14 protein-coding genes are annotated in these 13,636 nt (G+C 60.7%); 10 read left to right on the top strand and 4 right to left on the bottom strand.

Annotated features, from left to right (window positions below; all coding sequences use genetic code 11):
• Positions 1-210 precede the first annotated feature (210 nt).
• On the top strand, positions 211-573 hold the full coding sequence (locus tag ACP5H1_RS05790; protein ID WP_427972827.1) for an ATP-binding cassette domain-containing protein: 363 nt from the start codon (positions 211-213) through the stop codon (positions 571-573).
• Positions 560-961 (top strand): hypothetical protein, encoded by a 402-nt coding sequence (locus ACP5H1_RS05785; protein WP_427972824.1) that lies wholly within the window; start codon positions 560-562, stop codon positions 959-961. Before ACP5H1_RS05790 ends, ACP5H1_RS05785 begins: the two co-directional genes overlap by 14 nt.
• Before the next feature lie 72 nt (positions 962-1,033).
• Here the strand turns inward: ACP5H1_RS05785 and ACP5H1_RS05780 are convergent, their stop codons facing one another.
• Complete coding sequence (locus ACP5H1_RS05780; RefSeq protein ID WP_427972822.1) at positions 1,034-2,239, bottom strand: amidase; 1,206 nt, start codon at positions 2,237-2,239, stop codon at positions 1,034-1,036.
• A 66-nt stretch (positions 2,240-2,305) separates the two neighbouring features.
• On the opposite strand from ACP5H1_RS05780, the gene ACP5H1_RS05775 reads away from it, so the two are divergent.
• Together ACP5H1_RS05775 and ACP5H1_RS05770 are read left to right on the top strand one after the other, a co-directional pair.
• The gene (locus tag ACP5H1_RS05775; protein WP_427972819.1) at positions 2,306-4,540 is read left to right on the top strand and encodes a bifunctional alpha,alpha-trehalose-phosphate synthase (UDP-forming)/trehalose-phosphatase; all 2,235 of its coding nucleotides are present in this window, start codon (positions 2,306-2,308) and stop codon (positions 4,538-4,540) included.
• Positions 4,540-5,676, top strand: coding sequence for a glycosyltransferase family 2 protein (locus ACP5H1_RS05770; protein WP_427972836.1), 1,137 nt, complete (start codon positions 4,540-4,542; stop codon positions 5,674-5,676). Before ACP5H1_RS05775 ends, ACP5H1_RS05770 begins: the two co-directional genes overlap by 1 nt.
• On the opposite strand, the gene ACP5H1_RS05765 is transcribed toward ACP5H1_RS05770, so the two are convergent.
• Both ACP5H1_RS05765 and ACP5H1_RS05760 read right to left on the bottom strand, forming a co-directional pair.
• Positions 5,663-6,553, bottom strand: a complete 891-nt coding sequence (locus tag ACP5H1_RS05765) for a metallophosphoesterase (protein ID WP_427972816.1) — start codon at positions 6,551-6,553, stop codon at positions 5,663-5,665. The two genes, ACP5H1_RS05770 and ACP5H1_RS05765, sit on opposite strands and share 14 nt — an antisense overlap.
• Complete coding sequence (locus ACP5H1_RS05760) at positions 6,522-7,718, bottom strand: pyridoxal-phosphate dependent enzyme (RefSeq protein ID WP_427972814.1); 1,197 nt, start codon at positions 7,716-7,718, stop codon at positions 6,522-6,524. The genes ACP5H1_RS05765 and ACP5H1_RS05760 overlap by 32 nt, the downstream gene beginning before the upstream one ends.
• 113 nt (positions 7,719-7,831) lie before the next feature.
• Here ACP5H1_RS05760 and ACP5H1_RS05755 point away from each other — a divergent pair, with 113 nt between their 5' ends.
• From ACP5H1_RS05755 to ACP5H1_RS05730, 6 genes are all read left to right on the top strand, one after another.
• Positions 7,832-9,265 (top strand): SelD-related putative sulfur metabolism protein, encoded by a 1,434-nt coding sequence (locus ACP5H1_RS05755; protein WP_427972811.1) that lies wholly within the window; start codon positions 7,832-7,834, stop codon positions 9,263-9,265.
• A complete protein-coding gene (locus ACP5H1_RS05750) occupies positions 9,249-9,524 on the top strand; it encodes an acylphosphatase (protein WP_427972809.1) in 276 nt (91 codons plus the stop codon). The genes ACP5H1_RS05755 and ACP5H1_RS05750 overlap by 17 nt, the downstream gene beginning before the upstream one ends.
• A gap of 104 nt (positions 9,525-9,628) precedes the next feature.
• Entirely contained in the window at positions 9,629-9,775 is a 147-nt protein-coding gene (locus ACP5H1_RS05745; protein ID WP_427972806.1) for a hypothetical protein, read from the top strand.
• A 50-nt stretch (positions 9,776-9,825) separates the two neighbouring features.
• Positions 9,826-10,827, top strand: coding sequence for a galactose-1-phosphate uridylyltransferase (gene galT, locus ACP5H1_RS05740; protein WP_427972803.1), 1,002 nt, complete (start codon positions 9,826-9,828; stop codon positions 10,825-10,827).
• A gap of 33 nt (positions 10,828-10,860) precedes the next feature.
• Positions 10,861-11,931 (top strand): galactokinase, encoded by a 1,071-nt coding sequence (locus ACP5H1_RS05735; protein ID WP_427972834.1) that lies wholly within the window; start codon positions 10,861-10,863, stop codon positions 11,929-11,931.
• A gap of 44 nt (positions 11,932-11,975) precedes the next feature.
• On the top strand, positions 11,976-12,695 hold the full coding sequence (locus tag ACP5H1_RS05730; RefSeq protein ID WP_427972800.1) for a hypothetical protein: 720 nt from the start codon (positions 11,976-11,978) through the stop codon (positions 12,693-12,695).
• Here the strand turns inward: ACP5H1_RS05730 and ACP5H1_RS05725 are convergent.
• Complete coding sequence (locus tag ACP5H1_RS05725; protein ID WP_427972798.1) at positions 12,687-13,610, bottom strand: dihydrodipicolinate synthase family protein; 924 nt, start codon at positions 13,608-13,610, stop codon at positions 12,687-12,689. The two genes, ACP5H1_RS05730 and ACP5H1_RS05725, sit on opposite strands and share 9 nt — an antisense overlap.
• Positions 13,611-13,636: the final 26 nt, after the last annotated feature.

The following is a 13,636-nucleotide window of genomic DNA, read 5'->3' as shown; positions in this document are numbered from 1 at the left end:
CCCCGTGCCGTTGGGCTTGAAGGAGCCCCATGACCCGCCTGCCGCCGGGCCTGGCGGGCGGCTGAGGGCTAAGTCCCTGCGCTCGATCATGAGTGGGCGTAAAATGATTGGTGCGAGAGCGCAGGGACAAACGGAAACTAATACCTGGGTCGGGGTTACACATATTTCTTTCCTACCAGAAAACCCTACACAAGGCGCGGGGAAGAAGGGTTGCTAGAGGCTGAGTCGCTGGTGAAGAGCTTCGGCAAGCTGATTGCAGTTGACCACTTCAGCATGAGCATAGAGAAGGGCGAGGTGAAGGCCCTCATAGGCCCTAACGGCGCAGGCAAGACTACGTTTGTCAACCTTGTGACGGGGGCCCTGGCCCCAGACGAGGGAAGGATAAGGCTTGACGGCAGGTGCATAGTCAAGATGCCATCGCACAAGAGGGCCAGGCTTGGCATAGCTAGGACTTACCAGATACCTAAGCCATACCCGAACCTCACGGTGCTGGAGAACGTCATGGTGTCGTCTATCTACGCCGCTGGCCTTAAAGGGGGAGGAGGCAATAAGCGCTGCAGTGGAGGCGCTTAAGTACGTGGGCATTTATGACATGGCGGATAGGCTGGCCTCGGAGCTCAACGCCGAGCAGCAGAAGCTCCTAGACTTTGCCAGGGCCCTGGCCGCCAGGCCCAGGTACCTTCTTATTGATGAGATAGGGGCAGGCCTGAGCGTCGACGAGCTTGAGGGCCTGGCCTCAAAGATAAGGGCCGCGCTCAAGCAGGCGGTGCTCAGCGACATAAGCGGCAAGGTGATGGCGATAGACGGCATATTCAACGTGACCTCGAACGGGATGCAGGTTGGTGAGAACCCGATACCTGCCCAGGTCTTCGTCTGGCCCAACGGCACGACAACGGTCAACCTGCTCTACCCGTCCGAGTACGCCAACGCCACGGCGATCTACCCAGAGCCCTGTCCATGAACTGGTCACTGGTCATTAGCTCCTTTTAGCCAAGACCCGCCCTCATATCCCTTTCCTTTTCTTTTTATAATTTTAGAGGCTCAGTATGCGCTCGGCCAACTCAAGGAGCTCCAGGTCCTCCCCAGGCCTCCCTATAAGTTGAAGGCCTACTGGCAGCCCATCGACCTTAAACATGGGCACTGATATGGCAGGCGCCCCAACGAATGGGGCAAGCCACGAGTTGCCCGTCAGCAGGTCCCTGACGGGCCCGTCCTCCTTGCCCAGCACCTCATCTATCCGCGGCGCCGGTATTGTAGTTGACGGCAGTATCATTGCGTCAAAGTTCCTCATGACGGACGCGAACTCATCCTTGACCCTCCTCATAACCTCCAGCGCGGTGGCGTAGTCAGTTGCCTTGAACTCCAGCCCCCTCTCGAGGAGCCTCCTGACGTCCGGGAAGTACTCCTGCCACCTGTCCCTGAAGGGCAGGTGCACGCTGGAGGCCTCGGAGAGCCTTATCACTGTGAACGACTCCCTGCCCCTGGCCCTAGCTATGGGGAGGTCAACCTCAGCGGCGTTCAGCCTCGCCGCCAGGTCCCAGAAGGCCCTAGAGACCCCCCTGTCAGCGACCAGGAGCCCCCTCGGCACGGCAAGCCTTGGCTGTCCCTGGACCGGCCTGGCCCTCCTCCTCCTGACCATTATGGCCTGAAGGGCCCTCCTTAGAACGTCAAGGTTTGACGCTATGACCCCGACCTCGTCAAAAGTGGGGGCGAGCGGGAAGACCCCGGCCTTGGGAGTTGAGCCCGAGGTTGGCCTGAAGCCGAAGACCCCGCAGAGGGAGGCCGGGATCCTCACGGAGCCCGCCGTGTCGGTGCCTATGGCAACCTCAACTATGCCGGCCGCCACGGCAGCGGCGCTGCCCCCGCTGCTCCCGCCGGCTATCCTGTCCTTGTCAAGGGGGTTCCTGGTGGGCCCGAAGACGGACGACGTAGTGGTAGCCCCCGAGGCGAACTCGTGGGTGTTGCTTTTGCCTATGACCACAAAGCCCGCCCTGCGCAGCCTGACGACTACGGCCGCGTCCTCCCTGGGCACGTAGTCCTTGAACACCCTTGAGCCCATGGTGGTCCTGAGGCCCTTGGTGTATACTATGTCCTTGATGACTATTGGGATGGGCGTCAGGCCCCTCCTGGCCACCGCGTTGGCCTCGGCCTCAGCCCTCTCATTAATGGTGACCACGGCGTTTATGTCTGTAAACCTTGCGGCCTTCTCGAGGGACTCGTCGACCTCCAAACTTTGCACCTGTATACCTAGGCCTGCTTGAAAATATATGCCTCTTAGCCTCCTTGAGAGCCAAGGAGAGCTAAGGTGTCAAGCAACATATCTTACCTGCTGGGCACGTCAAGGCTGCTGCTGGTATCCAACAGGCTCCCGTTCACGGTAAAGGTAGACCAGAGGGACCAGGTGAGCCTAGTGCCGAGCACGGGGGGCCTGGCCACCGGCATGAGGCCGCTCCTGGAGGGCGGCCTGGCCACATGGGTGGGCTGGCCAGGCATCAGCGAGGAGGCAGCGGGTAACCTCAGGGACTCTATAAGCAAGACCCTCAGGCTCAGGGGCGTGGTCCCGGTCTGGCTTAACTCCAAGGAGATAGAGGGGTACTACGAGGGGTTCTGCAACAGCACCATATGGCCCCTCTTCCACTACTTCGTCGAGAGGGCGAGCTACGATGAGGACCACTGGAGGTGGTACGTGGAGGTCAACAGGAAGTTCGCTGACGTCGTTATTCAAGCGTACAGGAGGGGCGACGTAATATGGGTTCACGACTACCACCTGATGCTGCTCCCCTCGCTGCTGAGGGAGAGGCTGGGGGATGACGTTCCTATAGGGTTCTTCCTCCACATCCCGTTCCCCTCGTTTGAGGTCTTCAGGCAGCTGCCCTGGAGGGAGGACATAATAAGGGGGCTCCTCGGGGCTGACCTCATAGGCTTCCACACGTACGATTACATGAACTACTTCCTTGAGAGCGTCAGGAGGCTCCTCGGCATAGAGCACTACCTCGGCGAGCTGAAGTACGGCGAGAGGAGCGTTAAGGTCGACGTCTTTCCGATGGGAATAGACTTCGGGGGCATCAGGGCGGCGGCCATGGGCGAGGCCGTGACGGCTAAGTACAACGAGCTGAGGAAGAAGCTGGGCGACGTCAAGGTAATATTCTCAATAGACAGGCTTGACTACACGAAGGGCCTGCCCGAGAGGCTCAGGGCCTTCAAGAGGTTCCTTGAGAGGTACCCCGAGTACCGCGGCAAGGTGTCTTACATCTTCGTGGTCTCCCCCTCAAGGGAGAGGGTCGAGGAGTACGCCAGGCTGAAGAGGGAGATAAACGAGCTTGTGAGCGAGATAAACGGCCAGTTCTCGACGCTGGAGTGGACCCCAGTCATTTACATAAGGAGGTTCATACCCGAGGACGAGCTGCTGGCCTTGTACAGGCTCGCCGACGTGGCCCTCATAACGCCCCTCAGGGACGGCATGAACCTTGTGGCGAAGGAGTATATTGCCTCCAACGTCGGCCACAACGGCGTCCTAATAATTAGCGAGGGGGCGGGCGCGTCTAGCGACCTGGTGGAGGCCATAGTTGTGAACCCCAACGATTACGATGGCGTTGCCGACGCGCTGAAGAGGGCCCTTGACATGAGCGACTATGAGCGCGAGAACAGGATGGCCTCCCTCGAGAGCAGGGTCTCGAGCTATGACGTCAACGCATGGTCGTACGACTTTGTCTCAACGCTCCTGTCCTTCAAGAAGACCCAGGCGGCGGAAATAGAGGAGGCCAGGACCAGGAGGCTTTCAGGCGTGCAGCTCACCATGGTGGTGAGCTCCTTCATAGCGTCAAGGAACAGGATACTCTTCCTTGACTATGACGGGACGCTCGTGCCCCTCACCCAGTTCTCGTGGATGGCCAGGCCTGACGAGGAGCTCAAGGGGCTGCTCTCCAGGATGGCGTCAAAGCCTAAAACTAAGGTGGTTATAGTGACCACCAGGTCAAGGGCCTCGATAGAGTCCATGCTGGGCGACGTCAAGGGCGTTGAGATAGCTGCGGAGAACGGCGGCTGGCTGTACATCGACGGAAAGTGGTCCCAGGGGGTGGCGGCGAGCGACCTGAGCTGGAAGCAGGAGGTGACAAAGATATTCACGTCGTTCACCAAGAGGACCCCTGGCTCCTACGTCGAGGAGAAGGACTTCTCAATAGTTTGGCACTACCGCAACGTGCCCAGCGAGCTCGGCGAGGCCAGGTCTAACGAGCTGATGGACCTGCTCTCGAGGTTCATAGCGGTTCACCCTAACCTGGCGGTGGTCAGGGGGCCCATGAGCATAGAGGTCAGGCTGGCGGAGCTCACCAAGGCGAGGGCGGCGCTGAACTGGCTCTCCAGGGGGAGCTACGACTTCATATTTGCGGCCGGGGACTCGGGCGACGATGAGGACCTGTTCGCGTCGCTTCCCCAGGGGGCCATAACTGTCAAGGTGGGCTACGGCCCCAGCAAGGCGAGGTACTACGTGGCAAGCCCGCAGGAGCTGAGGGAAGTGCTCCTAAGGCTGGCTGAGTCGTGATGACGCCGCTGAAGTACCTCCTTTACTTCTTGGTCTGGCTGTTCTCGGCAGCGACTACAGGGATCTACGTTTACGGCATAGCCAAGTTCAGGAGGAGCTACTCCCTCCTAAGGAGGCTTGAGGACGGTGAGGTTAGGAGGCCAGTGGAAGTAGTTGTGGCTGCAAGGAACGAGGAGCGCAGGATAGGGGAACTCATGAGGTCCCTCTCGTGGCAGCCGCTCAGGGAAGTGATCCTAGTTGACGACGGCAGCTCTGACGGCACTGTCAGGAAGGCTGAGGAGGAGCTCAAAGGCGTGAGGCTTAAGGTTGTCAGGACGGGCGACCCCCCGCCGGGCTGGCTCCCCAAGCCCTACGCGCTGGAGCTGGGTGCCAGCAGTGTCAGCCTGGGCTCCTCAATGCTCTTCCTTGACGCCGACGTCAGGGGTGACCTCCGCAAAGTGATAGCGGCGGCCTCCACCGTGAGGCCCGGGGAGCTGGTGGCCTTTGAGCCGAGGTTCGTCTGCAGGACGTCGCTGTGCAGGTTCACACAGCCGCTCCTCACGTCAATAGTTCACGGCTTCTTCGGGTTCGACAGGGCCCTCAACCCGAGCGACAGGCATTCGATGATGTTTGGCTGCTGCTGGTCGATAGATCCATACTCCTTCTGGGAGTCAGGGGGCATGGCACAGGTGCGGGACTCCATAGTTGAGGACAGGACTTTGGCCGTGAAGCTCAAGGAGAGGGGCTTCAGGCTGAGGCCGTACGACGCCAGGGGGAGCCTGCTGGTAGAGTCCTGGGGCGCAGCAAGGGACTTCGTTAACCTCATAAGGAGGGTCTCATACGCTGTGGCCAACGTCATGAGCCTGCCGTCCTACCTGGCCTTCTCGGCGGGGGTCACGATCCTAATGGTTTGGCCCCTTGTGATGGTCCCGCTGGCGGCGCTGGGCCACCCCCTGCTGGCCCTCGGGCCCGCTATCACCTACGCGGCGCAGGCGGCGTTCACTGTCATGGGCCAGAGGCTGGAGGGCATAAGGGGCCCCTGGTTCCTCGCGTCGCCGCTCGCAGGGGCCCTAGTTGCCTACGGTTTTATCAGCGCGAGGTTCAGGCCTATCTCATGGAAGGGCAGGAGCCTCAGGCCGGGCGTCACAGACACTTAAGTACGAGGCCATCATCGTCGTCAATTATAAGCGCCCCGGCCCTTCCCCCGTGGTACCTGCTTGAGAACACCGTTATCACCCCGCCGCTGACCTCACGCCTCGAGCGCCACTCGTTGCACCTGAGCGGCCCCATGGGTTTGCCGTCGCGCCTTATCGCGAAGGCCCCGTCGACGACCTCGTGTCCCCTAATTATTAGGTTCAGGCCGTTCTCCCTGAGGAACGAGGACCAGGCCAGCCTTCCGTAGTAGTAAATTCCGGGCCCCCTTGGGTTGGGCTCGAAGTACTCCGCGTCGCCGTTCGGGTCGTTCCAAAGCATCTGGAATAGCACGTCGTCAGTAAGCTCAAGGTAGCGACTGGTGCCCTTAATGCTTGAGTACTGCAGCTCAACGCTGCTGAGCGAGACCGGCACGTCAGGCCTCGCGCAGTCAGCGCACGGTACGCCGCCGTGGACTAGGAAGGCCCCAAGGCCAACGGCGGCAACGGGCAAATCCTGGTATGCCTCCACCACGTGTGAGAATAGGTCGGTGGCCTGCATGTACAGAACCTCCTCGTAGAACCCGTAGCCCTCGTTCATCCTGGGGTCCTCGTGGTCGCCCCTCAGCGGTATGAACCTGTTTGGCTCGGAGCTCGCGAGGCTGAGGACCTTAACTATTGTCTGGGAGCTGTTCGGCCCCCTGTCGACGTAGTCCCCTAGCATCACGGCCTTGTCCACTGAGAACTCGTCCACCAGCTGCTCAAACCTATCTACAACGTCATCATATCCGTGGACGTCGCCGAGTACCGCTATGCTTTTAGCCCCGTCGAGGTGGACTATAAGCGGGAGCCTCCTGAGAGCTTCAACGGCGTCATCGACTACCTTGATGGCCTCCTCCCACAACTCCTTCGTTCCCCAGCCTTGATAGGTAGCGATCTAAGTACTTAATGCCATGGTCAGGGACTACTAATACGTAGTCCCCCTCCTCAAGCTTGCCTTTCTTGAGCAGGGCCGCCACGGCCGCGCCCCCGCTCATCCCGAACAGGAGGCCGTTGGTCCTGGCGACCGCTATTGCGGAGTCTATGGCCTCAGAGTCCGTGACGTCGATGATTTCGTCGGGCCTCTCGGCCATGGGCCACCACCTTGAGGGGTCCTGCCTCCTGATGCCAGGTATTATGCTTCCCTCGGCAGGCTGCACGCCGAAGACCTTGACGTCAGGCCTCCTGTTCTTGAAGTAAAAGGCTATGCCAGCGGAGTGGCCGCGGGTGCCGAGGGTCACGAATATGCCCCTGAGCTTGAGGCCCAGGAAGTTAGCCTGGAGGTCTATCTCCTTGGCGGTCGTCCCCACGTGCATGAGCGGATTGGCGATGTTTTCAAACTGGTTGGGCATTATAGCGCCCTCAGCCCTGGCCTCCTCAATGGCCGAAGGGAGGGCCTCGACTGTTGACGAGCCCCTCACCACGACCTCGGCCCCGAGGACCCTAAGCATGGAGGGGCCGAAGTCCTCAGCCGTGGTAGGCACGTATATCCTGGCCCTCAGGCCCAGGGCGGCTGAGAGGGCGGCGAGGGCTATGCCGGTGTTGGAGGAGGACACCTCAAAGATCTTCCTGGCGTTTGGGTTCCTTGAGAGGGCCTCCGTCAGCACCCCGAGAGCCGTCCTGTCCTTTATGCTCAGGCTGAGCGGGTTGTACCACTCAAGCTTGGCCCAGACCCTAACGCCCGGCCCCCAGTCCCCCCTCAGCATAACCATGGGAGTTGGCCTGTCGTTGCTGAGGAGCTCCATGACGTCCCTGTAGGCCCTGTACTCATTAGACACTGCGTTGTCGTAGAATCCCAGCGCCTCAAGCGGCACTGGCCCGCCCTCCCTTAGGCCCTCGCTGACGGGGGCCAGCCTGCACCTGAGCCACCTCAGGGCCCAGTAGTCGGCATCGCCGTCAATTACCCTGTTTCCCTTCACCGCGAGCGAGGAGGCCACGGAGTTGGACCTCAGCATGGACCTCATGGAGTTCAGCAGCTCCTCCAGGCCCACCTCCTCCGCCGTCAGCTCCTCGAGGGGCCTCAGCCTCAAGCTTACACCAGCCCAGCCGTGCCGCTGCGGCTTAAGGACTTTTAACAGGCCATGCAATTCTCTTTATAAAAAAGGCTTAAATTCTCTATTAGAGAATGTTATCGTGAACGGCCATGGTGAGCGAGGAAGTTAAGGAGAGGCTTCGCAGGGTAAGGCAGATGACGGCCCACTACAGGTCCCTGGGGGCAGACCCCATGTCCTTGGCCGCTGGCTGCTCGGTCAAGGTGGACCTGCTCAGGGTTGTGTACCCCGCTATGAAGTCCCTAAGGCCCAGGCTCGGCGACTCCATAGAGATAGCCGAGAGGGAGGACGCGGACGTGTTAGTCGGAGACCATAACGACGTGGAGATGGCCAGGGTGGTGGCACCCCTGGGGGCCGAGTTCGAGCCCAGCAGGAGGCTCTCAAGGCCGGCCAGGGCCGCCGTGCTGATACAGGCGTACCAGCTTAACGCTGAGTCCCCGGAGAAGTTCGCGGCCAGCGTGGAGCCCGCGTACAGGTCGCTCGCTAAGTGCGCGCCCCGCATAAGGATAGGCAAGGGGCACTCAATAGTGACCCCCTTCAGGGAGGACGAGTTCATACTCGCGGACCTGGTCTCGTCGGGGAAGGGCGACGAGTTCATAGCGATAAACAACGACACCATGCACATAATAGATCCTACCCAGGACCCCCTGGACATAAGGCAGGTCTCCGGGGCGCTGTCGAACGCGCTCAACGACCTGTTTGTAATAGGGGTCCACAGGGGCCTCATGGTAGCGCCTGTGATAAACGCCCCTGGCCAGGACCTCAAGGAGAGGCTAATGGAGAACGTCCGCGAGTTCTCCAAGTCCATAGGGGCCGAGGTGCTCGACGTGCCGGGGCCCGGCAGGGGGAGGCTCCTCATGGGGGCCACGGTAATGGGCTACAGCGACAGGCAGCCGCCCCAGTTCCACGACAGGGTGAGGCCGGGCATGAAGGTGATAGCCACGAGGCCGCTGGGGGAGCTGGCGCCGATAACCACGTACCTCACAGCGGCGATAGACGAGAGCGTCGTTGACGAGCTTGAGGCCGAGGGGATGAGCTTTGACGAGCTGGAGAGGCTTAAGGAGCAGGCGGTCAACATAATATCCTCGCCCAACAGGGCGGCGGCTGAGGTTATCGAGAAGTACCTGCCCGCCTTCGACGAGGAGTACAGCCCGGACGAGCACATAGCTGCGACCACGGACGTGACTGGGCCTGGAATTTACGTTGTCAAGGAGCTGGCGGACCTCTCGAGGACGATGATAAGGATAGACCAGTTCCCGCTGCTGTTCCCGGATATAGCCAGGTTCGCCACGGAGCACTTCATAATGCCGAACGCCACAGCCGGGACCAACGGGGGCTTCATAATAATAGCCCCCGAGCAGGTGGCTGACGACATAGTGAGGGACCTGAGGTCGAGGGGCTACTCTCCGTCAATAATAGGTGAGGTCGTGGCCAAGGGGACGCCGAAGGTGATAGCGCCCAAGGATATCTCATATTATATATACGATGAGGCCGTACTCTCTGAGCTGGGTGTGGGAGGTGCCTGAGGCCTGCAAGAGGATCAGGGTGACCGGCGTGGTCCAGGGGGTCGGCTTCAGGGCCTACGTGAGGAGGCACGCCACCATGTTAGGGCTGACCGGCTACGCCAAGAACATGCCTGACGGCAGCGTCGAGATAGTGGCCCAGGGCCAGGAGAAGTCCATAGAGGAGCTTCTACAGCAGCTGAGGGAGAGCCACTTCGACATAGATAACATAGAGGTTGAGGACCTGACGGGCTGCAACTACGCCCACTTCACGACCATGTGAGGTGACCCGCCATAGCTGACAGGGCGTCAAAGGTCCTCGACCTCAGGGGCCTCGACTGCCCGGAGCCCGCCATACTTCTTTACCGAGAGTTCGGGAAGCTGAGCGTGGGCGAGTGGGTAGAGGCCGAGGTTGACATAAAGGAGTGCGCCTTCGTAGCTGCAGAGCTCATAAACAGGAGCGGCTTCGGGGTGGCCACAGTTGAGGAGCTCGGGGCCAGGCGGTACAAGGTGAGGGCGCTCAGGACAAGGTAAGGCGCCCTGCCTTATATTTCCAAGGGAACCCGCTGTCCCCGGCGGGCAACTTGAGGGAGCTGAGGTACAACCCGCTCACCGGCCAGTGGATAATGGTTTCAAGCGAGAGGGCCCAGAGGAGGTGGAGGCCCCAGGGGTACTGCCCGTTCTGCCCAGGGGCCGAGGAGACGGGCTACGGCTGGGACGCCCTGGTGCTCCCCAACAGGTTTGCTGTGCTCTCAAAGGAGGCCGAGCCCGTGATGGGCGGCGACATACTCAGGAGGGCCCAGGCCTACGGAGACTGTGGCGTGATAGTTGAGACGCCAGAGCACAACGTTAAGGACCTGGACGAGCTGGGCCTTGACCACGTGGTCAAGGTGCTGAAGCTATGGCAGCAGGTGACCGCCAAGGAGATGTCGGACAGGAGGATAGTGTACCTGGCCATATTCAGGAACAAGGGCGAGGAGGTAGGGGTCTCGCTCACTCACCCCCACGGGCAGTACTACGCCATGCCTTTCTTCCCGCTCAGGCCGAGGCTCATAGCAGACAACGCCAGGAGGTACTACAGGAGGTTCGGCAGGTGCGCCTTCTGCGACATAGTGAGGAGGGAGCTTGAGGACAAGGAGAGGGTGGTCTACTCAAATGGCAGCTTTGTAGCCTTCCTGCCCTACTACGCTTCGTGGCCCTTCGAGCTCCACGTCTACCCCCTCAGGCACGTCCAGTACATAACTGAGCTGGGCGACGAGGAGCTGAAGTACATGGCGGACGCCCTTAGGGCCTCGCTGGGGGCCCTTAACGCCCTGTTCTCAAGACAGATGCCCTACACCTTCAACCTGTTCCAGGCCCCCCTCAGGGGAAGGTGGCCCTTCCTTCACATGCACCTTGAGATATACCCGCTGCTCAGGGACAGGGACAAGCTGAAGTACGCGGCCGGCATAGAGATGTCCACCTGGGACTTCACCTATGACGGCGTGCCGGAGGAGAACGCTGGGCTTCTGAGGAAGGCCTGCGAGTCCGTGAAGTCCAGGCTCGGCCTCCTTGGAACGTGCGGCGCGGGGCCAGGCATTATTTAGGTGGGGCGCCCACAGGGGCCCGGGAGGCTTAACATGATAACGGTCAGGTCGCCCGGCAGGGTTAACATAATTGGCGAGCACACGGACTATGCCCTGGGCTACGTCATGCCCATGGCCATTCAGCTGGGCACCACCTTCACCGCTGAGCCGTCCCTGGACGGGAGGACTTGCATATTCTCGGAGGCAATGAAGGAGGAGCTCTGCTTCGGCGACGAGCTCGTCAGGGAGGGCAAGTGGATTGACTACGTCAAGGGGGTCTACTATGCAATAAGGAGCAGGGGGCTCAGGTACATGCACGTCAGCGGCAGGCTCAGCGGGGACCTGCCCATGAGCTCCGGCCTCAGCTCCTCGGCGAGCCTGGAGATGGCCATAGCCGTCGCCCAGAACGAGCTGGCGAGGCTGGGCCTCTCGAGGCTTGATCTGGCCCGCCTGGGGGTCACGGCGGAGAACGAGTTCCTTGGGATACCGAGCGGCATCCTGGACCAGTTCGCCGCCGTGATGGGCAAGGAGGGCAGGGCCGTGTTCACTGACACTGAGACCCTCAACTACGAGTACGTTCCAGTACCTGAGGACGTGGAGTTCCTGGTGTTCCACACCGGCATAAGGAGGGCGGTGGCAGGCACCGAGTACTCAGATAGGGTCAAGGTCGTTAAGTCCGCCCTCAGGGCCCTCGGGGTGAGCTCGTCAAAGTACGTCAGGGAGGAGCAGCTTTCAAGGCTTAATGAGCTGCAGAGGAAGAGGCTCGGCTACGTCATAAGGGAGAACTCCAGGGTCCTTGCCGTGAGGGACGCCCTGAGGAGCGGCGACGTGGTGACCGCGGGCAAAATACTGACGGAGGCGCACTGGGACCTCGCGAGGAACTACGAGGTCAGCGTGCCTGAGCTTGACTTCTTCGTGGAGTTCGCCACCTCCCACGGGGCCTACGGGGCAAGGCTGACGGGCGCCGGCTTCGGGGGCGCCGCCATAGCGTTGGTTGACAGGGGCAAGGGGGAGCAGCTCGGCAGGGAGGCCGAGGAGGAGTACGTCAGGAGGTTTCCGCACAGGCCTCAGCACTGGGTGGTGACCCCCGCCGAGGGGGCGAGGGTAATTGACGTTAGGCCTTGAACTCACTTTAACCTTGCGATGCCAGGGCTCAGAGGGGGTAGCGATTGGACAGGCAGGCTGCTATTGAGGGCGTGGCCCTCATAATAATAGGGGTTATCGCGCTGGGCCTCTACCTGGGCCTCGCGATGAGCCAGCTCACTATATATTACCCTCTCAGGGGCTCGTCGCTGCCTGAGAACCCAACCTATGAGGCCCTATTCTACAACGTGACTGCAAGGCTTTACCAGGGGAACAGCACTGGGTGGGCCCTGATAATGGTAAGGTTCAACCAGACGCAGCCCCCGTTCATGGTTATGGGGGTCTACGTAGTCCGCACGGGCGGATCTCCTGCAATAGCGGCATCGCTGCAGAGCCTAGAGCTTCAGCCCACGGAGGTCCTGGAGTCTGCTCAGCCCTTTGTGCTTAATGAGACTGAGCTGGAGCGGCTGCCGCACCTTGTCTACTACCTTAACGGGGTCCCCTACGCCGCGGCCCAGCTGAACGTGACCAACATAACTAACGGCAACCTGAGGGGGTCCATAACGTCCTACTATGACCTGAGCACTGGAAACCTTCTCTTCGCTAACTTGACCTACGTCTACGCCAACGGCACCCCGTACTCGACGGCCATCTACAAGCTCTATAATGTAACTGTGCTATTCTATCACAACGGAGTCCTCAGGGTCCAGGACGTGCCCTTGGTCTACTTCGCCTACGGGGTCCTCGCGCTCGTGGCCGGCGTCGGCATGGTGCTCGGGGCCATCAGAATACTCGGCTCAGCCTAGCTCCCTCCTGACCTCATCAACTATTTTTATGGCGTCCCTCACCTCATCGTCGCTGAGCGGCCTGAGGGGCTCCCTCACGAACCTCTTCACCGGGGTCCCCATGGCCTCCAACACGGCCTTTATTGCAGCCGGCGACTCGACCCCCTGCCCGCTCATCCAGTACAGCCTGCTCAGTTGAAGTATAACGCTGTTAAACTTCTCCGTGAGCCCCCAGTCCCTTGACTCGAAGGCCCTTACGAGGCTCACGTAGGGCTCAGGCATTATGTTGCCGAGCCCTGGGACAACGCCGTCGCCTCCCGCAAAGAGGGTCGGGAGCAGCATGTGGTCGAGGCCTGTCAGCACGCTGAAGTCCTTCCTCACCGCCTTGACCTCCCTTATCAGCTCCACCAGGTACGAGAAGTCCGCGAAAGTGACCTTGGCCGCCGACACGTTGCTGAACTCCTTGGCCAGCCTCACGTAGATGCTGACGGGCACGACAACCCCGGTGTTCAGCGGGTTGTTGTATATTATCACGGGCACGTCAACGCTCCTGGCCACCGCGGAGAAGTGCCTGTACATTACCTCGTCGGAGGACCTGTAGAAGAAGGGGGGCAGAATAACAACGCCGTCTGCGCCGACGTTAACGAACTCCTTTGCCATCCTGACCGAGTCCTCGGTCCTCAGGGAGCTGACGCCCGGGAGCACCATTATCCCTGAGGGGGCGACGTTGACTGCAGTCTTGACCAGCCTGAGGGCCTCGTCAAAGGTCACGTGGACGAACTCGCCCGTGGTGGAGTTCGGGAAGAGGCCGTTGACGCCGCTCTCCACGAGCCTCTTAACGTGCCACTCGAAGGCGTCATAGTCAACCTTGAGGTCAGCGGTGAAGGGCGTTATGAGGGGCACAACGACACCTTCAACCCTGGGCAACCTTACCACCCAGCTCCCCCTCAGCGTGGGGCATT

It is taken from the genome of Acidilobus sp., assembly GCF_049973875.1.
Taxonomy (GTDB): Archaea; Thermoproteota; Thermoprotei_A; order Sulfolobales; family Acidilobaceae; genus Acidilobus.
Note: the sequence above shows the minus strand (reverse complement) of the source record. Positions and strands in the feature narration are given on the sequence as shown.